General features: G+C 71.5%; 17 protein-coding genes. 9 read left to right on the forward strand and 8 right to left on the reverse strand.

Translation table 11 applies throughout. The features are described from left to right. Positions 1-272 precede the first annotated feature (272 nt). Positions 273-1,358 (forward strand): nucleotidyltransferase domain-containing protein, encoded by a 1,086-nt coding sequence (locus tag FRCN3DRAFT_RS0207325; RefSeq protein WP_007511036.1) that lies wholly within the window; start codon positions 273-275, stop codon positions 1,356-1,358. Positions 1,359-1,530: 172 nt separating this feature from the next. On the opposite strand, the gene FRCN3DRAFT_RS0207330 is transcribed toward FRCN3DRAFT_RS0207325, so the two are convergent. Beyond that, positions 1,531-3,801 (reverse strand): MMPL family transporter, encoded by a 2,271-nt coding sequence (locus FRCN3DRAFT_RS0207330; protein WP_007511034.1) that lies wholly within the window; start codon positions 3,799-3,801, stop codon positions 1,531-1,533. A gap of 255 nt (positions 3,802-4,056) precedes the next feature. On the opposite strand from FRCN3DRAFT_RS0207330, the gene FRCN3DRAFT_RS0207335 reads away from it, so the two are divergent. Both FRCN3DRAFT_RS0207335 and FRCN3DRAFT_RS0207340 read left to right on the forward strand, forming a co-directional pair. Next, positions 4,057-4,851, forward strand: a complete 795-nt coding sequence (locus FRCN3DRAFT_RS0207335; protein ID WP_007511033.1) for a hypothetical protein — start codon at positions 4,057-4,059, stop codon at positions 4,849-4,851. Positions 4,852-4,866: 15 nt separating this feature from the next. Then, positions 4,867-5,733, forward strand: coding sequence for a hypothetical protein (locus tag FRCN3DRAFT_RS0207340; protein WP_007511032.1), 867 nt, complete (start codon positions 4,867-4,869; stop codon positions 5,731-5,733). A 52-nt stretch (positions 5,734-5,785) separates the two neighbouring features. On the opposite strand, the gene FRCN3DRAFT_RS0207345 is transcribed toward FRCN3DRAFT_RS0207340, so the two are convergent. Further along, complete coding sequence (locus FRCN3DRAFT_RS0207345; RefSeq protein WP_007511031.1) at positions 5,786-6,772, reverse strand: pseudouridine-5'-phosphate glycosidase; 987 nt, start codon at positions 6,770-6,772, stop codon at positions 5,786-5,788. A 360-nt stretch (positions 6,773-7,132) separates the two neighbouring features. Here FRCN3DRAFT_RS0207345 and FRCN3DRAFT_RS43145 point away from each other — a divergent pair, with 360 nt between their 5' ends. Further along, positions 7,133-7,900, forward strand: a complete 768-nt coding sequence (locus tag FRCN3DRAFT_RS43145) for a hypothetical protein (protein WP_131803387.1) — start codon at positions 7,133-7,135, stop codon at positions 7,898-7,900. A 151-nt stretch (positions 7,901-8,051) separates the two neighbouring features. Here FRCN3DRAFT_RS43145 and clpB read toward each other — a convergent pair whose 3' ends face one another. From clpB to FRCN3DRAFT_RS0207380, 6 genes are all read right to left on the reverse strand, one after another. Continuing rightward, complete coding sequence (gene clpB, locus FRCN3DRAFT_RS0207355; RefSeq protein ID WP_007511029.1) at positions 8,052-10,697, reverse strand: ATP-dependent chaperone ClpB; 2,646 nt, start codon at positions 10,695-10,697, stop codon at positions 8,052-8,054. Between the two features lie 127 nt (positions 10,698-10,824). After that, positions 10,825-11,430 (reverse strand): heat shock protein transcriptional repressor HspR, encoded by a 606-nt coding sequence (locus tag FRCN3DRAFT_RS0207360; protein ID WP_007511028.1) that lies wholly within the window; start codon positions 11,428-11,430, stop codon positions 10,825-10,827. A 137-nt stretch (positions 11,431-11,567) separates the two neighbouring features. After that, on the reverse strand, positions 11,568-12,734 hold the full coding sequence (gene dnaJ / locus FRCN3DRAFT_RS0207365; RefSeq protein WP_007511027.1) for a molecular chaperone DnaJ: 1,167 nt from the start codon (positions 12,732-12,734) through the stop codon (positions 11,568-11,570). Between the two features lie 30 nt (positions 12,735-12,764). After that, positions 12,765-13,493, reverse strand: a complete 729-nt coding sequence (grpE, locus tag FRCN3DRAFT_RS0207370; RefSeq protein WP_035924461.1) for a nucleotide exchange factor GrpE — start codon at positions 13,491-13,493, stop codon at positions 12,765-12,767. After that, entirely contained in the window at positions 13,490-15,322 is a 1,833-nt protein-coding gene (gene dnaK, locus FRCN3DRAFT_RS0207375) for a molecular chaperone DnaK (protein ID WP_007511025.1), read from the reverse strand. The genes grpE and dnaK overlap by 4 nt, the downstream gene beginning before the upstream one ends. Positions 15,323-15,840: 518 nt before the next feature. Next, entirely contained in the window at positions 15,841-17,091 is a 1,251-nt protein-coding gene (locus FRCN3DRAFT_RS0207380) for a nuclease-related domain-containing protein (protein WP_007511024.1), read from the reverse strand. A 981-nt stretch (positions 17,092-18,072) separates the two neighbouring features. Here FRCN3DRAFT_RS0207380 and FRCN3DRAFT_RS0207385 point away from each other — a divergent pair. The 5 genes from FRCN3DRAFT_RS0207385 to FRCN3DRAFT_RS0207405 all read left to right on the forward strand — a co-directional run bounded on the left by FRCN3DRAFT_RS0207385 (position 18,073) and on the right by FRCN3DRAFT_RS0207405 (position 24,773). After that, the gene (locus FRCN3DRAFT_RS0207385; RefSeq protein ID WP_007511023.1) at positions 18,073-20,304 is read left to right on the forward strand and encodes a (Fe-S)-binding protein; all 2,232 of its coding nucleotides are present in this window, start codon (positions 18,073-18,075) and stop codon (positions 20,302-20,304) included. A 273-nt stretch (positions 20,305-20,577) separates the two neighbouring features. Continuing rightward, complete coding sequence (locus FRCN3DRAFT_RS43150; protein ID WP_007511021.1) at positions 20,578-21,477, forward strand: ABC transporter ATP-binding protein; 900 nt, start codon at positions 20,578-20,580, stop codon at positions 21,475-21,477. A 2-nt stretch (positions 21,478-21,479) separates the two neighbouring features. After that, the gene (locus FRCN3DRAFT_RS0207395; RefSeq protein WP_007511019.1) at positions 21,480-22,343 is read left to right on the forward strand and encodes an ABC transporter permease; all 864 of its coding nucleotides are present in this window, start codon (positions 21,480-21,482) and stop codon (positions 22,341-22,343) included. Positions 22,344-22,538: 195 nt separating this feature from the next. Then, entirely contained in the window at positions 22,539-23,684 is a 1,146-nt protein-coding gene (locus tag FRCN3DRAFT_RS0207400) for an ABC transporter substrate-binding protein (protein WP_007511017.1), read from the forward strand. 186 nt (positions 23,685-23,870) lie between these two features. After that, positions 23,871-24,773, forward strand: coding sequence for an IclR family transcriptional regulator (locus FRCN3DRAFT_RS0207405; protein ID WP_007511016.1), 903 nt, complete (start codon positions 23,871-23,873; stop codon positions 24,771-24,773). Positions 24,774-24,822: the final 49 nt, after the last annotated feature.

Here is a 24,822-nt window from a genome sequence, read left to right on the forward strand (position 1 = left end):
TTCTTTGGCCTGCACATCGGCGGCATGCGCTGCTAGGTTGTCGGCTACCCGACAACGTTTGAGGTCTTGTTTCGTCGCCGATGCGTAGCTTCTGGCCACCTGTAGGGTGTCCCGGCTGTTCAGGCGGTGACGGCCTGAGGCACCATGGCAATGATGTCGCGACCGGACAAGGCTTCCACCGTCCGGATCGGGTATCCGCGTCGGCCAACACGGCGGCGTGTGTCCGGGAGGGGGAGCTCGACGGTCGGCGCGATGCGCCGGGGAGGTGCACCATGAGCGTGGATTCCCCACACCCGATCTCGTCGCAGATCCCACCAGCCGAGGTCACGTACGACCATCTGATCATTCCGCCGCACTGGCGGCGGCCGGACGAGTCCGTCCCCGGCGCGCCGAACTCACTCTTTCCGACTGTCGACGCGCCCCCGGCGCAGGCACAGCCGGCGAGTGGCCCGCACCTGACCGGCCCGCACACGGGGGCGATGACCGGTCCGCTGCTGGTCGGCACGACGGCGCGCGCGTTCGCCAAGCTCGACGACATGATCCGGCTGAGCTCCGAGGACAAGGCGGTGATCGACGCCCGCAGGGACGAGGCCGAGCGGGCCCTGCGCGCGATCTTCCCGCCACGCTGCGCGCTGCCGCTCGTCGGTGTCGCCACCATCGGCTCGGCCGGCCGGGACACGATGATCCGCCCGCTGGACGAGGTCGACATCTTCGCGGTGTTCAGCGCCGCGGGCGGCGCCTGGAAGCGGTTCCGCTGGGACTCGCGCGACCTGCTGCTGTGCGTGCGGGGCGCGATCGGCGGCGACCGGGTGCAGACCATCGGCACCCGCGGCCAGGCGCTGCGCGTCGTCTACGACACGCCGCCGGACGTGCACCTCGTTCCCGCGTTCGACCATCCGCGGGCCGGCTACGTGATGCCGGACCGGGTCGGCGGCTGGCTGCCGACCCGGCCCGAGCGGCACGCCAGCTGGACCGAGGACCTGGGCCCTCGGGTGATCTCCGCCGTGCGCCTGCTGAAGGCGTGGAACCGGGTCTGCGGCAGTCACCTGCGCTCGTTCCACATCGAGGCGCTGGCCGGGACCGTGCTCGCCGGGCGCGGCCTGAACACCCGCCAGGCGCTCACCACCGTCTTCCGGCACATGGAGGAGGTCGGCCTTTCGATGGCCGACCCGGCGGACGTCGGCGGCGACCTGTCGACCTACCTGCGGCCGGACGACCTCGGCGCGCTTGAAGAGTCGATCCGGTTGGCGCGCTCCTACTCGGAGAAGGCGATCCTTGCCGAAGCCGACGGCCGGCACGAGGAGGCCGTCGCGTTCTGGGCCGCCATCTTCGGGCCGGAGTTCCCGACCTTCGGGTAGGAACTGTATTTCTGGTTCGCTCCGGCAACCTCCGCCGCGGCCCCCTACTTCGCTTCGCTCGTAGGAGGGCCTCCGCGGAGGCGCGCCTCCGCGCCGCACGGTCACCCGACGCTGAACGTCACCACCCTGCCCGGCCCCCGCGGGGGCCACTTCGCTTGAACGTCTGGCGGCCCTATCCGTGGTGGGTGGGGCGCGGTGTTCGGTTGTCGGAGGTGGTGATGGGGGGCAGGGCGCTCGTGGTGGTGGTGGGTGGGCGACGGCCTAGGCGGCTGGGCCACCACATGGCGGCTCCGATGTCCAGGGCGAGCGCGGGGACCAGGATCGAGCGCACCACCAGGGTGTCGAGCAGGACCCCGAAGGCGACCAGGAAGCCGATCTCGGCGAGCTGCACCAGCGGGAAGATGAACAGCACCGAGAACGTGGCCGCGAGCACCACCCCGGCCGAGGTGATGACTCCGCCGGTGACGGCGAGCCCGCGCCGCACCCCGGTTCGGGCATCGGTCCGCGCGGCCTCCTCGCGGACCCGCGTCATCAGGAAGATGTTGTAGTCGACCCCGAGCGCCACCAGAAAGATGAACCCGAACAGCTCCAGCGAGGGATCGGAGCCGGGGAAGCCGAAGACGTGCGTGAACGCCAGCGCCGCCACCCCGAGCGCGGCCAGGAACGACAGCACCACCGTCGCGATCAGCAGCGGTGGCGCGACCACGGATCGCAGCAGCATCGCGAGGATCACCAGCACGACGGCGAGCACGAGCGGGATGATCAGTTGACGGTCGCGCACCGAGGCGTCGCGGACGTCGAGGTTCACCGCCGTGTTCCCGCCGACCAGCGCGTGCGCGCCCGGCACGGCGTGGACCCGGTCCCGCAGCCGCTCGATCGTCGCGAACGAGGCGGCGCTGTTGGGTGAGTCCGTGAGCACCACCAGGAACTGCGTGACCTCGCCGTCGCTGCTGCTCTCCGTCGAGGCGGCGACGCCAGGGGTCGCGTTGATCACACTGGCCAGCTGGTCGTCGACGCTGGCGGCGCCGACGACATAGGTCGGCTCGCTCGCGCCGGGCGGGAAGTGCTTCTCGACGATCCGCTGGCCGACGATCGAGTCGGTGGACTTGCGGAACGCGTCCTGCTGGCGAAGCCCGGTGTCGAGCGTGACGATGCCGACCGCGAGTCCCGCGAGCACCGCGGCCGTGACCAGCCAGACCAGCCGGGGGCGGCGGGCGATCGCGGCCCCGATCCGCGCCCAGGTGCCCGTCATGGCCATGTCCACCGTGTCGGTCCCGGCCACGGCCACCGCCACGGGCACCCCACCGACCACCTCGGTGGGCACGGCGGCGAACTTCGGGACGAACGGCCAGAACAGCCGGCGCCCGCAGATCACCATCGCGGCCGGCAGCAGCGTCATGATCGTGACGAACGCGGTCGCGATCCCGATAGCGCCGACCGGGCCGAGGCCCCGGTCCGAGTTCAGCTCGGCGAGCAGCAGGCAGAGCAGGCTGATGACGACGGTGCCGGCCGAGGCCAGGATCGCCGGGCCCGCGCGCCGCACGGCGACGCGCATCGCGTCGGCGGGCGCGGCATACCTGGACAGCTCCTCGCGGTAGCGGGCGATCAGCAGCAGGGCATAGTCGGTCCCCGCGCCGAACACCAGCACGCGCAGGATGCCGGCGCTCTGCCCGTTGACGGTCAGGCCCCCATGGCGCGCGAGTAGATAGGTGGCCGCGCTGGCGGTCTGGTCGGCGGCGCCGACGGCGAGCAGCGGTACCAGCCAGAGGAACGGGCCGCGATAGACGATCAGCAGGATCGCCGCGACCACGCCGGCCGTGACGAACAGGAGCGTGCCCTCGACATCGCTGAACAGCGTGTAGGTGTCGACGATCACGCCCGCGGGGCCGGTGACGGATGTCGTGAGGCCCGGTGGGGCGAGCCCGCGCACGGTCGAGCGCATCTCGTCGATCTGGTCGGCGAACCTGTTCGCGTCCGCCAACTGCTCCATCGGCACGATCAGCAGCGCGGCCCGCCCGTCCGGGGAGGGAACCGGCGGGGGGAGCTGGGTCGTCCCGAACGGCGCGAGCCGGGCAGCCGCGGTCTGGACGGCGGTCTGGTCCTGCGCCGTGAGCGGTCCGCCCGCCCGGGCGAACACCACCACCGCGGGGATCGCGTCCCCGCCGGGCAGGCTCCGCTGGGCGACGAGCACCTTGGTGGACTCGGCGTTCGGCGGCAGGAAGGCCGCGGCGTCGTTGGTCTGCGCGTCGTCGAGCCGCGCGGCCAGCGGTGTGGCCACCAGCGCGAGCGCCAGCCACAGCAGGACGACACCCCAGCGAGCCCACCGCCCGGTCATACATCCGGCCAGGCGCTCCCCGCGCTTCAGGCGCTCCCCGCACTCCGCCGGCGTCTCGTCGGTCGCCGGCGAGCCCTCGGAGCGAGCCGAGCCCCCCGACTGGCGCATTCCAAGACCCCCCACTCGAAGCGCCCCACCGAGCCGTCGCCGGCCACGCGGCGACACACCGCTCCGAGGGAGGATCGTCGCAGCACTGAGCCGTCCGCGCCGCCTGATGTTGCCGCGATCGCGGCAGTGGGAACCCGGGCGAGCCCGAGCTGGGACGGCTCCCTACGCTTCGGCCGGGGCCGCTTTGTTGGGGAACGGGCGGTCCTGACGGAGCGGCTGGTCTCGCCGGCCGGGGCATGGGGATGGGGAACGCGGATGCGGGCGGGTCGGGAACGGGTGCGGGCGCGGGTCATGGCGGCCATGGCGGCGGCGGGCCTGGTGCTGGTGTTGGCGGGTTGCGGGCTGCTGGGCTCGGGCTCCGAGGATGACGCGGCGACGACGGGCCAGCCGTCCGCCCCGGCGACGAGCGAGGCGCCGGTGGCGGCGGCCACGGCGGCGACCGCCGCGCCGCTTCGCGCGGCGGATTTCATCCTCACCAACGACTCGGGGTTCACGGGGTTCACGCCCGCGAGCGGCGCGACCGGCGCCGATGCCGGGGCCACGCCGTTCGCCGAGTTGGCGTCCTGCCTCGGGGTGTCGGCCGCCGACGTGGCGGACGAGTCGACCGACCGTGCCCAGAGCAGCCACCTGACCAACAGCGGCACCGGTACCACCATCTGGTCGGACGCCCAGGTAGTGCCGGCCGGCCAGCTCGACCGGGACACCGGCCTGCTGCGTCACCCCCGCTTCGCCGACTGCGTGGCCGCCCAGACCAAGAAGGACGCCGTCGCCACGCTTTCGGCCAAGTACGGTGCGGGCGGCGTCTTCGACACGGAGGCGGTGACCCGCGACGGCGCGCCCCTGCCCGCGGGCGCGCTGGCTCGTACCTCGGTGGTCGTGCTCGCCGGTACCGCCAATGGTGGCCAGGCCCAGCTGTTCTACGACACCATCTACCTGGGGTCGGGTCAGGTAGAGGCGCAGCTGCACCTGGTCGGCTCGATAGATCCGCCGAGCGAGGATCTGGTCAGCGTGGCCGCGGCCCAGCTGGCGGCCAAGCTCGGCCAGAGGTAGGCAGGGGAGGGCGCCGTGGTTGGAACGGCGGGGACGCGGCCATCGGGACGTGCCCGGCGCGTCGGCGCCCTCATCGGCGCGTTGATCGTTCCGCTCGTCCTGATCGGATGCACGGACGGGAGCCCGTCCGGTGGCGTCTCCACCCGCGAGGCCGGCGACACCGCGCCGCCGCTGTCGCCGACCGCGTCGCCGAGCGCGAGCGCATCGGCGGCCACCGGGTCCGGCTCGCGCCTCGACCTGCGTGCCGTCAACTTCGTGCTCACCGCCGGGCCGGACACCCCTGGCTTCGCCTCGAAGCCCAGCTCGAAGGACGACTACCGGGAGACTCCGGACGACGACTTCGCCAAGTGCCTCGGGATCACGGCCGCCGACCTCCAGGACACGTCCACCGACACGGCCTACGGTCCCGAGCTCACGGACGCCGCCACCGGCCTGTCGGTCAGCTCGGTCGCCTCGATCGTCCCGGCCGGCACCCTCGACCGGGACGTGAAGATCCTGCGCAACCCGCGCTATCCCCGATGCACCGCCGAGTCGTTCCTGGCACAGCAGCGCGCCGACCTCCCCTCCATGGAGATCGTCTCGGCGGGCCCCGGGCCCGTGCTGCCCGGCGTCCTGGGCAGCACCTCGCTGGTCTTCCGGGTGAAGGTCGACGACCTGGCGCGCGCCGGGGGCGGGGCTGGAGGCGGCGTCGTCACCGCCTCCTGGCCCGGCGCCGCCGAGCGCGCACCGCTGACCATCGAGATCTACTACGACGTGTACTACGCCGGTAAGAGCAGGGTGGAGACGATGGTCCACGTGGTGGGCTACGTCCACCGACCGGACCAGAACCGGATCGCTGCCGCCGTCGCCCAGGTCGTCGGCAAGATCGCCCGGCAGGGCTGACCCGGCCGGAGCCGCCGATCCCGCCAGCGGGCTGATCTTGACGGTCGCGGTGCTAGGCCACGCGCCCGCGCGCTGTGGCCCAGGCCGTCGCGATCTCGGTGGCGACCCTGACGTTGCCGCGGACCACGGCGAGGTTGACCTCGAGGCTGCGGCCCGCGGTCTCGCGGTGGAACGCGGCCAGCAGGAACGGGGTGACGGCCTTGCCGCGCAGCCCGGCGCGTCCCGCCGCGGCGAGCGCGTCGGCCAGCACCCGGTCGTGCAGCTCCCGGTCCAGCGCCTCGGGCTCGGCGACCGGGTTCGCGACCACGACCGCGCTAGACGTGCCGAGCCGGTCGGCGGCGGTCATCACGGCGCTCACCTGTTCCGCGTCGTCTACCCGCCAGTCCAGCCGGTGACCGGTGCTCGGCAGGTAGAAGCCGGGAAAGTCGGCCGTCCGCCAGCCGAGCACGGTGACGCCGAGCGTCTCCAGCCGCTCCAGGGTCGCGCCGACGTCCAGGATGGACTTCACCCCGGCGCAGACGACGGTGATCGGGGTCGCGGCCAGCGTCGGCAGGTCCGCTGACTCGTCGTAGCTGACGGAGCCGGATCCCGCGGCCGGGTCGCCGGCCCCGGTCCCAGCCGCGGCCCCGGCCTCGTCTCCGGCGGCGCGGTGCACGCCGCCGAGGCCGCCGGTCGCGAACACCCTGATCCCGGCCCGGGCCGCGAGCCAGGCCGTCGAGGCGACCGTGGTGGCGCCGGTGCGTCCGAGCGCCCCCGCCGGGGCGAGGTCGCGCACCGATAGCTTCAGCACCTCGGACCCGTCGGCGGTGATCCGTTCCAGGTCGGCGGCGTCGAGCCCGACCGTCGGTACGCCGTCGAGGACGGCCACGGTCGCCGGTACCGCCCCGCCCGCGCGGACCAGCTGCTCCAGCTCGCCGCCGACCTCCCGGTTCCGCGGTGCCGGCAGCCCGTGCGCGAGCAGCGTCGACTCCAGCGCCACCACCGCCCGCCCGTCGGCGAGCGCGTCCTGTACTTCGGCGGACACCTTGATATCGGGCATGACTCGACCATAGTGGCTGGGTTGCGGTGGAAGCGCCCTTGACAGCGGATCTCGGCTGGGGGACCGCGCCGAACCGTGGTGGCCGGTGCCGGAAATTCATGGTGGCCGGTGCCGGAAATTCATGGTGGCCGGTGCCGGGAATTCGTGGTAGCACCATTGTCGGGTCGTCGAGTTCCTTCTCGATATTTCTTCTGGGTGTCGATGGAAGGTCGCCACCTGCGTCCTGACCTGCCGAGTGTCGACGGTCACAGGATTCATCGCCAAAGGAGGGCGTGACATGTCCGCGTGCTGACGGATGCGTCGGACGGGTGACAGCGGAAAACCGTTCCCTTTCGCGCCGGCGCCATTAGCCTGAATTACATGAACACAGCGGTTATGAGTGGCCGCCACCGTAAGGGGCGGCGTTTTCTCCCGGTCGCGCTGACCGCCGCCGCGGCGGTGCTCGCGACCACGCTGGCCGCGTGCCAGAGCGACGGCGCATCCGTCGTCACCCCGGCCAGCGCCATCCCGTCCGCCAGTGCGGCGCCGACGACCCCCGTCACCCCGTCGCGGGCTCCGCTGCGCGCGGCCGACTTCGCGCTCGACGCGGGCCCGGAGACCAGTCGTTACTCGATGGAGCCGGACCCCGACCAGGGCGAGAACTCGATCCTCGGCGGACCGGTCGCCGACTGCCTGCACCTGACGCAGGCCGACCTGGGCCCGGTCGCCACCGATCACGCCAACGGCCCGGTCTTCACCGACGACGAGGTCGGCACGAACATCCGGTCGTTCGCCTCGGTGTTCGCGTCGGTCGACACCGTCGCCGCGCACCGCGGCCTCGTCCGCGACGACCTGTTCCCCGGCTGCTGGGGCAAGGCGCTCGTCGACGAGACGGACTCGGACGACTTCGCCGCGACCCTGACCCACACGCAGACCGCCACGCCTCCGCCCGGGGCGACCGACCGTATCCAGATCGAGCTGGACACGTACTCGGACGGTCAGGAGATCATGATGTACTGCGACATGGTGATCATCTTTACCGGCCGGGTGGAGACCGCGATCTTCGTCGTGAACCCGTTCGAGCCGATCGACGAGGCCACCCTGACCAGCCTGACGTCCCAGGTCGAACACAAGGTCGCCCAGCAATAACACAGGCGATGGGCGGACTCGCGTCGGCAGCGGCGCCGACGCGCACGGGCCGGTGGGACAGTGTCGTCCCACCGGCCCGTGGCCGTCTCGGGGTGTGCCGTGCATCGGGTGGGCCCGTGCCCGGGGGGCACCCGCGCTCGGGCCCGCCGGGTCACAGCGTCTTCTGGGCGGCTCCCGTCGGCACCGCCGGGTGCACCGTCAGGCCGCGGCCGTCGGTGGCCAGGTCGACGATGACCTCGTCGCCGTCGTGCACCTGGCCGCCCAGCAGCTCGCGCGCGAGCTGGTCGCCGATCGCGGTCTGCACCAGCCGGCGCAGCGGACGGGCGCCGTAGACCGGGTCGTTGCCCTCGTCCGCGAGCCAGCCCTTGGCCGCGTCCCTGACCGTCAGGGTGATCCGCCGGTCGGTCAGCCGCCCGCGCAGCCGGTCGAGCTGCAGGTCGACGATCCTGGTCAGGTTCTCCTTGTCGAGCTGGTCGAAGATGAGCACCGCGTCGAGCCGGTTGACGAACTCCGGCTTGAACGCCTCGCGCACCGCGACCTGGACCATGCTCGCCCTGGCCTCCGGCGACAGCATCGGGTCGGCGATGTACTGCGAGCCCAGGTTGGACGTCAGCACCAGGATCGTGTTGCGGAAGTCGACGGTCCGTCCCTGGCCGTCGGTCAGCCGGCCGTCGTCGAGCACCTGCAGCAGCACGTCGAAGACATCCGGGTGGGCCTTCTCGACCTCGTCGAGCAGGATGACGCTGTACGGCCGGCGCCGGATCGCCTCGGTCAGCTGGCCGCCGGACTCGAAGCCGATGTAGCCGGGCGGAGCGCCGATCAGCCGGGCCACGGAGTGCTTCTCGGCGTACTCCGACATGTCGATGCGCACGACCGCGCGGTCGTCGTCGAACAGGAAGTCCGCGAGCGCCTTCGCGAGCTCGGTCTTGCCGACGCCCGTCGGGCCGAGGAACAGGAACGAGCCGGTCGGCCGGTCCGGGTCGGAGATGCCGGCGCGGGCCCGGCGCACCGCGTCCGAGACGGCTCGCACGGCGGCATCCTGCCCGATCACCCGGGCGTGCAGCTCGTCCTCCATCCGCAGCAGCTTGGCCGTCTCGCCCTCGAGCATCCGGCCGGCGGGGATTCCGGTCCAGCTCGCGACCACCTCCGCGACGTCGTCCGGCCCGACCTCCTCGTTGAGCATCGGCTCGCTGCCCGCCGCGCCGGCCCCAGCGCCGTCCGCCTTTCCACCCAGCGCCCCGGTGGCCTCGGCGAGCCGCTTCTCCAGCGCCGGGATGGTGCCGTACCGCAGCTCGCCGGCGCGCGCGAGGTCGAGGTCACGCTCGGCGATCTCGGTCTCCCGGCGGGCGTTCTCCAGCTCCTCCTTGACCTTCTGCACCTCGCCAATGGCGTTCTTCTCCCGCTGCCAGCGGGAGGTCAACGCGGAAAGCTCCTCCTTCTTGCCGGACAGCTCGCGGCGTAGCCGGTCGAGCCGGGCCTTGGAGGCGTCGTCGCTCTCCTTGGTCAGCGCGAGTTCCTCGATCTCCAGGCGGCGTACCGCCCGCTCGAGCTCGTCGATGGCGACCGGCCGACTGTCGAGCTCCATCCGCAGCCGGGACGCGGCCTCGTCGACCAGGTCGATGGCCTTGTCCGGCAGGAACCGGGCGGTGACATAGCGGTCGGAGAGGGTGGCGGCGGCGACGATGGCGGCGTCCGTGATCCGCACGCCGTGATGAACCTCGTAGCGCTCCTTGAGGCCGCGCAGGATGCCGATGGTGTCCTCAACCGACGGCTCACCCACCAGGACCGGCTGGAAGCGGCGCTCCAGCGCCGGGTCCTTCTCGATCCGGGTGCGGTACTCGTCGAGCGTGGTCGCGCCGATCATGCGCAGCTCGCCGCGGGCAAGCATGGGCTTGAGCATGTTGCCGGCGTCCATCGCGCCCTCGGCGGCGCCGGCGCCCACGACGGTGTGCAGCTCGTCGATGAAGGTGATGATCTGGCCCTCGGCCTCGCGGATCTCGTTGAGGACCGCCGTCAGCCGCTCCTCGAACTCGCCGCGCAGCTTGGAGCCGGCCACCATCGAACCCAGGTCGAGCGAGACGATCCGCCGGCCGCGCAGCGACTCGGGCACGTCGCCGTCGACGACACGCAGCGCGAGGCCCTCGACGATCGCGGTCTTGCCGACGCCCGGCTCGCCGATGAGCACCGGGTTGTTCTTGGTCCGCCGCGAGAGCACCTGGATGACCCGGCGGATCTCGGCGTCCCGGCCGACGACCGGGTCGAGCTTGCCGGCGCGGGCGCGCTCGGTGAGGTCCAGGGAGTACTTCTCCAGGGCCTGGTAGGAGCCCTCCGGGTCGCGGCTGGTCACCCGACGGGCGCCGCCGCGGACCTTCTCGATCGCGCCGCGCAGCGTGTCGGCCGTGGCGCCGGCGGAGACGAGGGTGCGGCCCGCCTCGCCGCCCTCCTCGGCCAGCGCGATCACCAGGTGCTCGACCGAGGTGTACTCGTCGCCCAGCCGGCCGGCCTGGCGCTCGGCGTTGTCGAGGACGGTGATCAGCTGACGGGACAGCTGTGGGGGCGAGACGCTCGCGCCGGTCGCGTGCGGCAGCCGGCTGACCGCGCTCTCGGCCCGCTGGCGGACCGCGTCGACCGACGCCCCGGCCGCGGCGACCAGCGCGCTCGCGACGCCGTCCTGCTGCGCCAGCAGAGCGGTGAGCAGATGCAGCGGGTCGACGAGCGGCGAACCGTCGCCGGTGGCGCGGGAGATGGCGGAGGACAGCGCCTCATGGGAGCGGGCGGTCAGCCGGTCAGCGTTCATCTGGTTCCCCACGGTCGTCGAACGGGCTGAGCAATCCTGAGTCTATCTCACTCAACTTTCGTTGAAGCTCGGATGTTCCCATGGCCAAAGGGGTGGAACGTCGCCTCGCGACGTCCACCCCTTTGTCTCAGCGGCGCGGGCCGGGACGCCAGACGACGATCGCGCCGCGGTCGACCGGGACCAGGTCGCGTCGATGGCTGGCGTGCGCCTCCGCGACGCGGCGGTCGGCCTCGTGCCGGGTCCTCACCAGCTCCTCGTGCAGCTGGCGAACCTCGGCCTGCAGCGCGAGCACCTGGGCGCCGAGCCGGAGGATCTGGCGGATGCCCTCCAGGTTGACGCCCTCCTCCTGGGAGAGGCGCTGGACTTCGCGCAGCAGCGCGACATCGCGCGCGGAGTACCGCCGGCCGCGCCCGGCGGTCCGCCCCGGCGTGACCAGGCCGAGCCGGTCGTAGGACCGCAGCGTCTGCGGGTGCATGCCGGCGAGCTCGGCCGCGATCGAGATCACGTACACCGGCGCGTCGTCGTCATGCGCCGGCCCCGGAAGGCCCGGCAGCGGGTATGCGGGCCGCGCAGTGCCCCCGCTGGCGGTCGGTGTGTCACCGGGCTCCGCCCGGCCGCCCCGGCGGCCGGCCGCGCCAGGGCCGTCCATACCGGTGGCATCCCCGCCGGGGGCTCGGTGCCCGGTGGCACCCGGCGTCGGCGGGTCGGAGACACGGTGCGCTCGTGGGTTCATCTGCCTGCCTCATTCCCCCTGGGCCGACGGACGCCGCCGACCAAGTGCCTCCCCCGAGACTGGCGAAAGTCGCCGCGGATCGTGCCCGCCATGGCGGGCACCACCCGTGAGCCGCGGCCCTGCTGGGCCGCCGTTGGTCAGATCTGCCCGAACTGCTCCAGGAGCGCCTCGCGCGGGTCACCGGGATGTGCCAGCGCGAACTCCTGCAGAGCGGTCCTGGCCTTCGGGGACAGGTCGGTGGGCTTCGGGACCGCCACCTCGACGGTGACGATCAGGTCGCCGTGGCCGCCGTCCGTCTTCGGCACGCCGCGCCCCTTGGCCCGCAGCCGCCGCCCGCTGGAGGTGCCAGGTGGAACCTTCACGGTCAGCGGCGCGCCGTCCAGAGTGGGCACCCGCACCGACGCGCCCAGCGTCGCCTCGGTGAAGGTGATCGGCACCGTGATGGTCAGGTTCGGGCCCTCGCGGCCGAACACCGGATGCGGCTGGACGTGCACGGTGACCTCGAGGTCGCCCGGGCTGCCGCCGCGCTCGCCGGGGCTGCCGCGCCCGCGGACCTTCAGTCGCTGGCCGTCGGCGACCCCCGCCGGGATCCGGATCCGCTGCTCGCGGGCACGGCGTCCACTGCCCTGGCAGTCCGGGCACGGGTGCTCGATGATCTGACCGACGCCCCGGCACTCCCGGCACGGCTCGGACAGCGCGAACCCACCCTGCGAGCGGGAGATGACCCCGAGCCCGCGGCAGACCGGGCAGGTCCGCGGCATCGTCCCCGGCCGGGAGCCGACGCCGTTGCAGGTCGCGCAGGTCGCGGCGCCCGGGATGCGGACCGTCGCCTCCAGGCCGGTCAGCGACTTCTCGAACGGAATCGTGACCTCGGCCTCGATGTCGCCGCCGCGGCGCGGTCCCCGACCCTGCGAGGACCGCTGGAAGATGTCACCGAAGCCGCCGAGCAGGTCGTCGAGGTTGACCCCGCCCTGGTTGCCGAAGCCGCCGTAGCCCCCGGGACCGCCGTAGCCGGCGCCCGGGGCGCCGTGCCCGGGGGCGCCTGGGCCCCCGGGGAAACGGCCGGACTGGAACGAGGCCCTGGCTTCGTCGTACTCGCGTCGGCGGCGCTCGTCGGAGAGGACGTCGTACGCCTCGGAGATCTCCTTGAACCGGGCCTCGGCCTTGGCATCCCCGGGATTCTTGTCCGGGTGCAGCTCGCGGGCCAGCTTGCGGTACGCCTTCTTGATATCCGCGGCCGGCGCGTCCTTGGGAACGCCGAGAGCGGCGTAGTAGTCCTTCTCGACCATGTCGCGAACACTCACGGCGCCCCTCCTTTCTTCATGAGACGGGGCTCACCTGTCAACGCTGGGGCCGCCGCCCCCCGGGCCGGGAACACTGCCCGTGTCGTCGGGAACCGACCCGTCCGCGCCGTTCTCGTCCGCGGGCTCGGCCGGTGCCTCCGGCTCGTCGACCGGCTCGGCCACCGCGACCTGCGCCACCCGCAGGACCCGGCCGCCGTACGAGTAGCCGGCCCGGAAGACCTCGACGCAGGTCGTCGAGCTGACGTCGCCGCGGTACGAGTGCATCAGCGCCTCGTGCAGCAGCGGGTCGAACTCGTCGCCGGCGGTGCCGAACCGCTCCAGCCCGACCCCCTCCAGGGCGGTCTCGAGCGACTCGGCGACCGCCTTGAAGGGGCCTTCCAGATCGCCGTGGTCACGGGCGCGACCGATGTCGTCGAGGGTGGGCAGCACCGCGCCGAGGACCCGGCCGGTCGCCTGCTCGGCGATCAGCTGGCGGTCCCGCTCGACACGGCGGCGGTAGTTGTCGTATTCCGCCTTCAGCCGCTGCAGGTCGGCGGTGCGCTCCTGCACCGCCGCGTTCAGCGACTCGATCAGCGCCAGTGTCTCGGCGTCCGGGCCGGCGCCCCCGGCGGCGGAGGCCGCCGCCGGAGAACCGGTGCCCGCGCCCGTGTGGGCGCGGACCTCCCCGCTGGTGGGGTCGATGCGTCGACGGTCCCGGACCACGACAGGAGGCTCCTCGTCTCGGCCTGACGCCCGGCCCGCGTCGTGGGCAGAGCTCACTGCTTGCCCTCCTCGTCGACGATCTCGGCGTCCACCACGTCGTCGTCGGCCGGGTTGCCGGCCGCCGGGCCGCCAGCCGCGCCGCTCGCCTGTGCCTGCTCGTACATCGACTGGCCCATCGCGGTGCTGGCCTTGCCGAGCTCCTCGGTGGCGGTCCGGATGGCGGCGATGTCGGTGCCGGCCACAGCGCCTCGCAGCGTCGCCAGCTTCTCCTCGACGTCGGTCTTGATGGTGGCGTCGATCTTGTCACCGTTCTCGGCGAGGAACCGCTCGGTCGAGTAGACCAGCGACTCGCCCTGGTTGCGGGTCTCGGCCTCCTCGCGGCGGGTGCGGTCCTCCTCCGCGTACTGCTCGGCGTCGCGGATCATCGTCTCGATGTCGTCCTTCGGCAGCGCGGAGCCGCCGGTGATCGTCATCGACTGCTCCTTGCCGGTGCCGAGGTCCTTCGCCGAGACGTGCACGATGCCGTTCGCGTCGATGTCGAAGGTGACCTCGATCTGCGGCACGTTGCGCGGCGCCGGCGGCAGGCCCGTGAGCTCGAACATGCCGAGCTTCTTGTTGTAGACCGCCATCTCGCGCTCGCCTTGGAAGACCTGGATCTGCACGGACGGCTGGCTGTCCTCGGCCGTCGTGAAGATCTCCGAGCGCTTCGTCGGGATCGTGGTGTTGCGCTCGATCAGCTTGGTCATGATGCCGCCCTTGGTCTCGATGCCAAGCGACAGCGGGGTGACGTCGAGCAGCAGGACGTCCTTGACCTCGCCCTTGAGCACGCCGGCCTGCAGGCTGGCGCCGACGGCGACGACCTCGTCCGGGTTGACGCCCTTGTTCGGCTCCTTGCCGCCGGTCAGCTCGCGGACCACGTCGACGACGGCCGGCATCCGGGTGGAACCGCCTACGAGCACGACGTGGTCGATCTGGCTGACCTTGATCCCGGCGTCCTTGACGGCCTGCTGGAACGGGATCTTGCAGCGGTCGATCAGGTCCTGCGTCATCCGCTGGAACTCGGCCCGCGTCAGCGTCACGTCCAGGTGCAGCGGGCCCTCGGCCGAGGCGGTGATGTAGGGCAGGTTGATCGAGGTCTGGCTCGACTGCGACAGCTCGATCTTGGCCTTCTCGGCGGCCTCCCGCAGCCGCTGCAGGGCCATCTTGTCCTTGCCGAGGTCGACCCCGTGCTGACCCTGGAAGGTCTTGATCAGGTGGTCGGTGACCCGCTGGTCCCAGTCGTCACCACCGAGGTGGGTGTCGCCGTGGGTGGCCTTGACCTCCACCACGCCGTCGCCGATCTCCAGCAGGGACACGTCGAACGTGCCACCGCCGAGGTCGAAGACCAGGATCGTCTGCTCCTTCTCGCCCTTGTCCAGGCCGTAGGCGAGCGCGGCCGCGGTCGGCTCGTTCACGATCCGCATGACGTTGAGGCCGGCGATCTCGCCCGCCTCCTTGGTCGCCTGCCGCTGGGCGTCGTCGAAGTACGCCGGAACGGTGATGACCGCGTCGGTGATGGTGTCACCGAGGTACGCCTCGGCGTCCCGCTTGAGCTTCTGCAGGATGAAGGCGCTGATCTGCTGGGGCGTGAAGTCCTTGGTGTCGACCTTCATCTTCCAGCTGGTGCCCATGTGGCGCTTGACCGACCGGATGGTGCGCTCAACGTTCGTGACCGCCTGCCGCTTGGCGACCTCGCCGACCAGGACCTCGCCGTTCTTCGCGAAGGCCACGACCGACGGGGTCGTGCGCGAGCCCTCGGCGTTCGCGATGACCGTTGGCTCACCACCCTCAAGCACGCTCACGACGGAGTTCGTGGTGCCGAGGTCGATGCCGACCGCTCGTGCCATGTCTGTGTGCCTCTCGATCTGATGGCACCGCCGCACGGAGTCCCGTCGGATCAGCGACCGGATCCCTGTCGGATCGGCCAGGCCAACCCGGGAGGTCGTCGATCTGGAGGCACGCCGTGTGCGGAGCCGCCGTTAAATGTGCTGTTGTACTCGCCCGTACTCGCCAACCGCCGAGCGAGGCCCGCGGGCCGCCGAGTCCCTGGCCGAGCGGAGCTCGACGCCGGGGCCTGGGCGGTCGGGCCGCTCCGCGGCGAGGCCCGGAGCCGCGCCCGGTGGGAGTCGCGGCCATCGGAAGCCGACTGGGTGCCAGCTAACACGGTGAGCCGCTCGGGTCGGGTAGGTTGAGTGCGGATGGCTCAGGATCGTCGTAGCCAGGATAGCTCGTCGAACCTGAGTCGTGTTGGCTCAACCTATCGGAGTCGACTTCTCTTCCCGGCAGCTACCCGGCACAGCGGGCACGCCAAACACCCGGCGCGGCCCGAGAGGTGGCCGGCCGGCCGAGGCGGGAGTGTCGTGCCTCAGGCCTTCTTGGGACCGTCTGAGCCCTTCGGGGGAGCGGGCGGCTCCTGCTCGGGACGGACAGCGGCGAGGCTCGGCCGGCCGCCGCTCGACCGGCGGCCACGGGGGCGCCCCGCGGACCGCAGTGACGAGATGTTCCCGCCGGTGGACTCGGGGGGCTCGGTGGCGCGGGGCAGCGGTGGCCCGGCGGCGTCACCGCCGTGGATACCGGTGTCGTCGGCATCGAGGCCCAGGCCGACGTCGTCGAGCAGGCCCAGATCGGCGTCGATCTCGTCCACCCCACCGGGGATGCCGGTCCTGGTGAAGCCGTCTGCCTGGCGGGACAGCTGAGCCTCCAACGACGCCAGCCGGTCGAGCAGGTCGGAGGCGTCGCCGTCGCGTTCCCGGATGGTGTGCAGCGTTTCCATCAGCATCAGCCACTGGTCGCGGTGCAGCGTGACCTGCTCGATGGACCGGTTGTCGACGAACGCGGGGAACAACGTGTGCGCCGCCGCCACGACCTGCTTGACCTCGGCCGGGTTGAGCCGGCGAGGCCGGCCACGCGCCCAGTCGACGATCCCGCGGATGCTGATGATCGTGACCCCGTTGACGGCGCCGTCCTTCCACAGGACGTCCGCCTCGACCATGACCAGGACCGGGCTCACCGGAATCTTCACCAGCGGGACCTCGGCACGCAGCTCGGTCTTGATCTGCTCGGCGAGGAAGGCGGCCCGCTCGATCGCGCCCGTGAGCGGCTCGCCGTCGATGCTGGCGACCTTCTTGGTGTACCGGACGACGCCCTTGCCCGGCTCGCTGCTGAGGATCAGTACGCCGGCCGGGCCGACGAGCAGGTGGCCGACGACCGCGTCGGCGCTCGGCAGCCGCATGTCGTGCATGACCACCCAGCCATGCCGGCGCAGGCGGGCGAGGGCGCGGGCCGTCTTGCGTTCCGCCTCGGCGCCTATGCGCAGGGTCTCGATCTCTGTGTCGCCGCCGAACGCGGACACGACGATGACGCCGCTCCAGCCAGCGACGATCAGTACGAATATGCCGACCGCGAAGCCACCGGGCAGGCCGACGCCGAACGCCAGCACCAGGCTGACGAGCAGGGCGACCGGCACGGATTTGGCCAGCGAGCGTGGCAGCACCCGGCCGAGCCGGTCGCGCCGCACCAGTGCCCGATGTTCACGGGCACGCCGATATTCGGAGTAGAGGTACTGACCGGGGCGCCCGGTCTTGTTCGCCGTCGCCGCCCTGGTGATCGTCGCCATCGTGCCCACCGTGGTTCGCAGGGGTGTTCAACGGAGGTCGGAGCCCGCGTCGGCGCGGCACCGCGCGGCCGGACCCGGACAGCACGCCGCTGGCGTGGTTCATCTTGCGGCCCGTGGAAGCGTGCGCACAAGCCTCGACTGACCAGGAACAGGCTGCGCCAGGAGCTGGGGCGTTGTCGCGCCGAAGGCCATCGTCGGGCGGGCCAGTGGTCGCGCCGGCTGGTAGCCGGCAGGCAGGCGCCGGTCAGCGGCCATAGCCCCGTTCCCTCCCTGTATCGCAGCCGCTCCCTGGATCGCTGCCGCCCTGGGGGGCGCGGCGTTGCGCGTGCCGGAACCGCCGGCGACTGGCCTCGGCTCACGGCGGACCACGACCTGGCGGCCCGCGCGTGCCGACGGCCCGGTGCCGCTGGCGGTCGGACGCGCCACGTGGCCAGGGTGGGGCGGACGGTGCGGAGAGTGCTGATTTCGGGACTTCTGTGCCACCGAGCGTAGCAGCGCGCCGAGGGATGGTGTGGGCGAACTGGTGATCCGTCCTCCCCGAGGCCACGCCCCCGCGAGTGCCGGCCCGCGGCCCGCTGACCTGGCCGCCAACGAGATCAGGAACGGGTCGGGCGGGTGCGTCATCCTCTCGGATCGCCGCCGGACGGATGCCCGGGGTGGCGGGGTGCGTGCGGCCGGGCGGCGGGCGATGTGTCTGAGTCGGTCTCGATTGGGGAGAAGGAATTCGTGCCGGACGGACCACGCCGTGGCAGGGTCGGGGATGCGGCGGTCGTCGAGGAGGGCGCCAGGGCCTGGGCGCCCTGACGGACCTCCTGACGGGGTAGCCGTGGATGATCGAGGCCGGGCCCGACTCGCGGTCGGGATCCTGGCGGAGTTTGGTCCGGCGTCGTGCGGTGCTGGTGGCGCGGGACACTCTGGACCACAAGTTACCGAGCAGTACGAGTAGGCTACGGCCCGTTCGCGGAGCCATAGGAGGAGCTAGTGAGAATCGCGATCGGTGGGGCGATCACGCTGATCGCCCTTGCGGTGGCCGGAAGGCGATTCTTCTGGCTGTTCACGCTGATCCGGACCGGACAGCCGGCCCAAGGGCGCCTCGACGACCTCCCGACCCGGGTCTGGAGCGAGATCTCCGAGGTCGGCGGGCAGCGCAAGCTCCTCAAATGGTCGGTGCCCGGCATCGCGCACGCGCTGACGTTCTGGGGCTTCACGGTCCTGATCCTGACGATCATCGAGACCTTCGGTGGCCTGTTCGACGACGACTTCCACATCCCGCTGTTCGGGCACTGGGCCGCCATCGGGTTCCTCGAGGACTTCTTCGCCGTCGGCGTGCTGGTGGGCCTCGCGACGTTCACCGTCATCCGTATCCAGCGGGCGCCGGCGCGCCTCGAGCGCAAGTCGCGCTTCTATGGCTCACACCTCGGCCCGGCCTGGGTCATCCTGGGCATGATCACGTCCGTCATCGTGACGCTGCTGATCACCCGGGGCGCCCAGTGGAACACCGGCAACCTGCCGCAGGGCCAGACGAAGTGGGCCTTCGCCTCCTACGGCGTCAGCAGGATCTTCTCCGGCCTCTCGCACGACGCCAACGAGGCGATCGAGACCGCCTTCCTGCTGCTCAACCTGGCCATCGTCATGGGCTTCCTGGTGCTGGTGGCCTACTCCAAGCACCTGCACATCTTCCTGGCGCCGATCAACGTCATCCTCAAGCGGGAGCCGAAGGCGCTCGGCGCGCTGGGCACCACGCCTGACATCGAGACGCTGATGGAGGAGGACGAGCCGATCATCGGCGCGGGCAAGGTCGAGGACTTCTCCTGGAAGGCGATGCTCGACTTCTCCACCTGCACCGAGTGCGGCCGCTGCCAGAGCCAGTGCCCGGCCTGGAACACCGGGAAGCCGCTGTCCCCGAAGCTGATCATCATGGACCTGCGCGACCACCTGTTCGCGAAGGCCCCGTACCTGCTGGCCGGGAGCACCGCCGAGGAGCGCGACGCGGCCGCGGAGAAGCTGGCGAAGAAGAAGGCCGTCACCGGCGTTTCCGAGGACGGCTCGGAGGAGCACACCGTCCACCACGTGCCCGAGTCCGGCTTCGGCCGCGTTCCCGAGCCGGGCAAGGCCCAGGCGGAGCGCCCGCTCGTCGGCACGGCGGAAGAGGGCGGGGTCATCGACCCCGACGTGCTGTGGTCGTGCACGAACTGCGGCGCCTGCGTCGAGCAGTGCCCGGTGGACATCGAGCACGTCGACCACATCGTCGACATGCGCCGCTACCAGGTGATGATCGAGTCGGCGTTCCCCTCGGAAGCCGGCGTGATGCTGCGCAACCTGGAGAACAACGGCAACCCGTGGGGCGTCTCGCCGCGCAGCCGCACCGAGTGGACCGATGGCCTGCCCTTCGAGGTCAAGATCATCGGCGAGGGCGAGCAGATCCCGGACGACGTCGAGTACCTCTTCTGGGTCGGCTGCGCCGGTGCCATCGAGGACCGGGCGAAGAAGGTCTCCCGTGCCTTCGTCGAGCTGCTGGACATGGCCGGCGTCTCGTTCGCCATCCTCGGCTCGCAGGAGTCCTGCACCGGCGACCCGGCGCGCCGCCTCGGCAACGAGTACCTGTTCCAGGAGATGGCCAAGGCCAACATCGAGCTGCTGAACTCCACGGGCGTCAAGAAGATCGTCGCGACCTGCCCGCACTGCTTCAACAGCCTGTCGAAGGAGTACTCGGCGCTCGGCGGCACCTGGGAGGTCATCCACCACACCCAGCTGCTCGGCAGGCTCGTCGAGGAGAAGAAGCTGGTGCCGCTCACGCCGATCGAGTCGTCGGTGACCTACCACGACCCGTGCTTCCTCGGCCGGCACAACAAGGTCTACACCCCGCCGCGCGAGATCCTCGAGGCCATTCCGGGCCTCCGTGGCCAGGAGATGCACCGGTGCAAGGAGCGCGGCTTCTGCTGCGGCGCCGGCGGCGCGCGGATGTGGATGGAGGAGAAGATCGGCACCCGGGTCAACACGAACCGGGTGGAGGAGGCCCTCGGCCTCGACCCGGACGTCGTGTCGACCGCGTGCCCGTTCTGCATCGTCATGCTGTCCGACGCGGTGACGGAGCAGAAGCTCGCGGGCAAGGCGAAGGAGACCGTCGAGGTCCTCGACGTCTCCCAGCTCCTCGCCCGTTCCCTCGCGCCGTCCACCGACGGCGCCGGAGCCCAGGCGGCCACCACCGGCTGACCGGCTGACCGGCGGCCGGTGAACCCGGCGGCGAAACCGAACGGACGGGCCCGGCGCGAGCTTCTCGCGCCGGGCCCGTCCGCGTTCGGCGGGTGAGCCACTCGCTCCCCGCCCAGTCCCGGACCGCTCGCGAACTTTCATACAGGGGTTGATGTGAGTGGATGATCGGCTTACAGTCGGTTCAGCATTCTGACCAGGCGGTCGAAGTACTGAACCGACGGTTCAAGTCAGTGAACGGATCGTCTGGCCGCCACGCTGACAGGGCGGTGTTCCATGACTGTTCAAGCGTCGTCGGAGGCGGGTGGGCCTGCCTTAGCCGGCCTGGGCCCGCGACCAAAGATCCGGGCCGTCGGCACGGAGCGGAAGTTCGGCCGCGGGGCCAGGACGGTCCATGCGCTCGGCCCGCTCGACCTGGCGGTCGGTGACGGCGAGTTCGTCTGCGTCGTCGGGCCCTCCGGCTGCGGGAAGTCGACCTTCCTGCGGATCGTCGCCGGCCTGGTCCGCCCGACCGGGGGAACCGTCGAGGTGCGGGCCAGCTCCCCGAACCCGGCCGCGATGATCTTCCAGGACTACGGCATCTACCCGTGGAAGACGGTCGAGGCGAACGTCCGGTTCGGTCTCGACGTGCGCGGCGTGCCGCGCGGGGAAGCCCGGGATCGGGCGCGAACCTGGCTCGAGCGGATGGGGCTCGCGGAGTTCGCGTACGCCTACCCACACCAGCTCTCGGGCGGCATGCGCCAGCGGGTGTCGATTGCCCGGGCCCTCGCCGTCGAGCCCGAGATCCTGCTGATGGACGAGCCGTTCGCGGCGCTGGACGCACAGCTGCGCACCATCCTGCAGGACGAGCTGCTCGCCATCTGCCAGGCGGAACGGCGCACGGTGCTCTTCGTGACCCACAGCCTGGAAGAAGCGATCGTGCTGGGCGACCGGGTCGTCGTCATGAGCGCGCGGCCGGGCCGGATCCTCGCCGAACGGGTACCGCCGTTCCCGCGGCCGAGGTCCGCCGAGGTCCGCGAGTCCGCCGAGTTCGCCGCGTTCCGCGGCGAGCTGTGGACGTTGCTGCGCGGCGAGGTGGAAACCGGTGCGCCCGCGGCCATCGCCGCCACCGCCACCACCGCCGCCACCTCGTGGGCCGGCGTGGCCGGGCCACCGGCCACGCCGAAGGGAGCCTGACGATGGCGGGGACGCGGGCCTTCGCGGCCGAAGAGGTACTCATCCGGGCACCGGGACGGGCCGAGCGGGACCCGAGCGGCACGGCCCACCGCCGCGCAGTCCTCGAGATCGGCCTCGCCGTCGGCGTGCCGGTGGTCCTGCTTGGCCTCTGGCAGGCGGCCAGCGGCCTTGGCTGGATCGACTCGCGGCTCTATCCGTCGCCCACCGACATCGTCCGGACCGGCGGCCGAATGCTCGGCCACGGCCAGCTGTGGGACGACATCTGGCACACCACCTTTCGCGTGCTCGCCGGCTTCGCCCTCGGCACGCTGGCCGGCGTGCTGTTCGGGCTGGCCATGGGCTCGGTCCGGCTCATCCAGGTCGCGCTCGAGCCCACCCTGGACGCGTTGTACGTCGTGCCAAAGCTCGCGCTGCTGCCCATCTTCCTGACGATGTTCGGCCTCGGTGAGGGCCCGAAGATCGCGCTCGTGGCGGTGACGGTCTTCTTCTTCGTCTGGATCTCGACGATGTCGGCGATCATCGCCGTGGAGGACGGCTATCGCGAGGCGGGCCGCTGTTTCGGCGCGAACAGGTGGCAGATGTTCCGCCATGTGCTGGTCCCGGCCGCGCTGCCGCAGATGTTCGTCGCGATGCGCGTCGCGGCGGGCGTGGCGTTCCTCGTCATCATCGCGGCCGAGTTCATCGTCGGTGACGACGGCCTCGGCTATCTGATCTTCCAGTCGCGGACGCTGTTCATCAACGACCAGATGTTCGTGGGCATCGTGGTCGTCGCGCTGGAGGGCGTGCTCTTCGCCGAGCTGGTCCGGCTGGTCGGCCGCCGGGTGACCAGGTGGGCGCCCGCGGACCAGGAACGCGCCCGCGGCTGACCCCCACCGGCGCCGCGCCGACGCGGTCGCCGCTCCGCGAGTCCCCGTCGAGACAAGTCCCCGCCGAGATCAGTCAGACCCTGCGCGCCGCCGATGACGCGTGGCGTCTGACTGATCTTGCCCGCGGCCGGGTGGGCCGGCTGTCGCCCACCTTGATTCGCCAGTCCGACTCGCCAGCTCTGAGGAGGAACCTCGATGAGATTCAGGCGCCGTGTGTCCCTGCTGCTCTTACCCGTGTTGTCCGCCGGCGTCGCCCTGACCGCGTGTGGTGACAGCGGCGGCAAGAACACGACCTTCACGCCGGCGTCGGCCGCCCCCATCGTGGCGGTGGCCGGCTGCGAGAACGGCTGGACCAACCCGACCGACCTTTCCGCCGGCCGCAAGCCGGCGCGCTGCGCGGCGAACGCGCCGGCGCCGGACCCGCTGCCAACCAAGACCAAGATCGTCATCACCGCGGCGACGCCGAAGGCGGAGTTCATCGCGCCGATCCGGTGGGCGATCGACAAGGGCGAGTTCGCCAAGGAGAACCTGGACGTCGAGCTGCGCCAGGTGCCGGCGGCCGACGGCCTCAACCTGCTCGCGCAGGGGCAGACCGACGTCATGGTCGGGTCGCCCGACGGCGCCTTCTTCAACGCGGTCAACCAGGGGTTTGGGATCCGCTGGGTGATGGGCAACTTCTCGGCGCCGGCCGCGAGCAGGACCGGCGTCTGGGCACGCGACGTGGACGGCCGGCCGGCGACCTTCGCGGACCTGAAGGGCAAGACGTTCGCGAGCGTCCTGGGCAGCGGCAGCCCGGTGATGTACCCGATCGTCCAGCAGGCCGAGAAGGCGGGCCTCGCCTTCAGTGACCTGAAGTTCAAGACGCTGCCCGCGGCCGACCTGGTGACCGCGCTGCAGAACGGCGGGATCGACGCCGCCTGGGTTCTCGACCCGCTGTGGATCCAGCTGGTCGGCAAGCCAGGGCTGACCTACCTGGGTGGGCAGCCGCCCGGCGAGCCGCTCGGCGGCGTGCTGTTCGGCCCGAACGTCCTCGGCGACAAGCGCGCCGCGGGCGTCGCGTTCACCCGCGCGGTGGTCCGGACGATCAACACGGCGTTCGCCGGCGACTACAAGTCGGACCCGACCTTCGTGGACGACCTCGCCAAGGTGGTCGAGCTGCCGGCCAGCCAGCTCACGGCGACGCCCTCGCTCACGACGGACTGGGAGATCCGCTCGGGCACGTCGACCCGGCTGCAGGATGCGATGATCAAGAGCGGTGCGCTCAGCTACAAGGCGCCCCTGGACGAGTCCAAGGTCGTCGACCGGTCGTTCTACGAGGCGGCCGTCGGTCACAAGGCATAGAAGTCGAAATCGCCTCCCAGGCATAGAAACCGCCTCCCGGCATAGAAACCGCCTCCGCCATCCGGTCCGGTGGGCTCGCCGAGCTCACCGGACCGGCATCCGGCCCCGCGCCCCCGGGCCGCTGGCCCGCCCCGCTGGCGGTGCCTGGCCCGGTCGGGCTGGTCATCGAAGAAAGGTGAGGCCTCGATGGCGACGTCGAATCCGACCCTGCGGGTGGTTGGACTCCTTGACGTGCTGATCCGCTATCCGCACCGAGGATTTGGCCTTTCCGAGCTCGCGCGCGAGGTCGGCATCAGCAAGGGAACCTGCCTGGCGATCGCCGACACCCTCGTCGAGCACGGCTTCCTCGTCCAGCACGCGAAGACGCGCGCCTACCGGCTCGGCCCGGCGCTGATCACCGCGGGCCAGGCGGTTCTCAGCGGTTTCGTCGACCTGCGGCCCGCACTCGGGGCGCTGGCCCGGGTGACCGCCGAGTTCGACGTCTCGTGCTCGGTGCTCGCGGTCGACAACGACCAGCTCGTCGTCCTGGAACGCGTCGGCAACCCCGACCCGACCTACGGCCTGAGCCAGGTCGGCGCCCGGATGCCGTTCGCGCCGCCGTGGGGGGCGCCGTTCGTCGCCTGGGGCCGGCCGACGGACATCGACGGCTGGCTGGACCGGAGTCTCGTTCCCTTGTCGGAGGAGACCAGGAGTGCGCTGCGCCGGGCGCTGCAGGCCGGTCGCCGCCTCGGTTTCATCGCCACCAGGGAGATCCCGCCGACTCATCCTGCGGCCGTCGACCTTCATCGCATCCGAGCCACCGCGGGAGCCGTGGACCTCGCCGCGCTACGCCGGCTCGCCGCCGCCCGCCTGTCCGAGATCGGCTATTTCATCGACGATCTGGACGCGGCGGCGACATACCAGGTGAACCACATCGCGGTCCCGCTCATCGGCCCGGACGGCCGGGTCGTCGCGAGTCTGCTTGCCACGATGTTCGGCCGGCACGTCACCGGCGAGGAGGTCCAGCGCATCGGAACCCGCCTGATCGACGTCGCCGCCGACGTCGTCGCCCGCGTCTCGCATCACCGAACAGCGCCGGAACATTTCTGAACGCACCGCGCTGGTGGCTCAGCCATCATTCGAGTAGGGAGATCGTCGC

The organism is Pseudofrankia saprophytica, from assembly GCF_000235425.2.
GTDB classification, from domain to species: domain Bacteria; phylum Actinomycetota; class Actinomycetes; order Frankiales; family Frankiaceae; genus Pseudofrankia; species Pseudofrankia saprophytica.

Excerpts from the sequence above, each read along its gene's own strand:
- FRCN3DRAFT_RS0207325 (WP_007511036.1), top strand. The coding sequence starts at position 273 with ATGAGCGTGGATTCCCCACACCCGATCTCGTCGCAGATCCCACCAGCC.
- FRCN3DRAFT_RS0207330 (WP_007511034.1), bottom strand. The coding sequence starts at position 3,801 with ATGCGCCAGTCGGGGGGCTCGGCTCGCTCCGAGGGCTCGCCGGCGACC.
- FRCN3DRAFT_RS0207335 (WP_007511033.1), top strand. The coding sequence starts at position 4,057 with ATGCGGGCGGGTCGGGAACGGGTGCGGGCGCGGGTCATGGCGGCCATG.
- FRCN3DRAFT_RS0207345 (WP_007511031.1), bottom strand. The coding sequence starts at position 6,772 with ATGCCCGATATCAAGGTGTCCGCCGAAGTACAGGACGCGCTCGCCGAC.
- FRCN3DRAFT_RS43145 (WP_131803387.1), top strand. The coding sequence starts at position 7,133 with ATGAACACAGCGGTTATGAGTGGCCGCCACCGTAAGGGGCGGCGTTTT.
- clpB (WP_007511029.1), bottom strand. The coding sequence starts at position 10,697 with ATGAACGCTGACCGGCTGACCGCCCGCTCCCATGAGGCGCTGTCCTCC.
- FRCN3DRAFT_RS0207360 (WP_007511028.1), bottom strand. The coding sequence starts at position 11,430 with ATGAACCCACGAGCGCACCGTGTCTCCGACCCGCCGACGCCGGGTGCC.
- dnaK (WP_007511025.1), bottom strand. The coding sequence starts at position 15,322 with ATGGCACGAGCGGTCGGCATCGACCTCGGCACCACGAACTCCGTCGTG.
- FRCN3DRAFT_RS0207380 (WP_007511024.1), bottom strand. The coding sequence starts at position 17,091 with ATGGCGACGATCACCAGGGCGGCGACGGCGAACAAGACCGGGCGCCCC.
- FRCN3DRAFT_RS43150 (WP_007511021.1), top strand. The coding sequence starts at position 20,578 with ATGACTGTTCAAGCGTCGTCGGAGGCGGGTGGGCCTGCCTTAGCCGGC.
- FRCN3DRAFT_RS0207395 (WP_007511019.1), top strand. The coding sequence starts at position 21,480 with ATGGCGGGGACGCGGGCCTTCGCGGCCGAAGAGGTACTCATCCGGGCA.
- FRCN3DRAFT_RS0207400 (WP_007511017.1), top strand. The coding sequence starts at position 22,539 with ATGAGATTCAGGCGCCGTGTGTCCCTGCTGCTCTTACCCGTGTTGTCC.
- FRCN3DRAFT_RS0207405 (WP_007511016.1), top strand. The coding sequence starts at position 23,871 with ATGGCGACGTCGAATCCGACCCTGCGGGTGGTTGGACTCCTTGACGTG.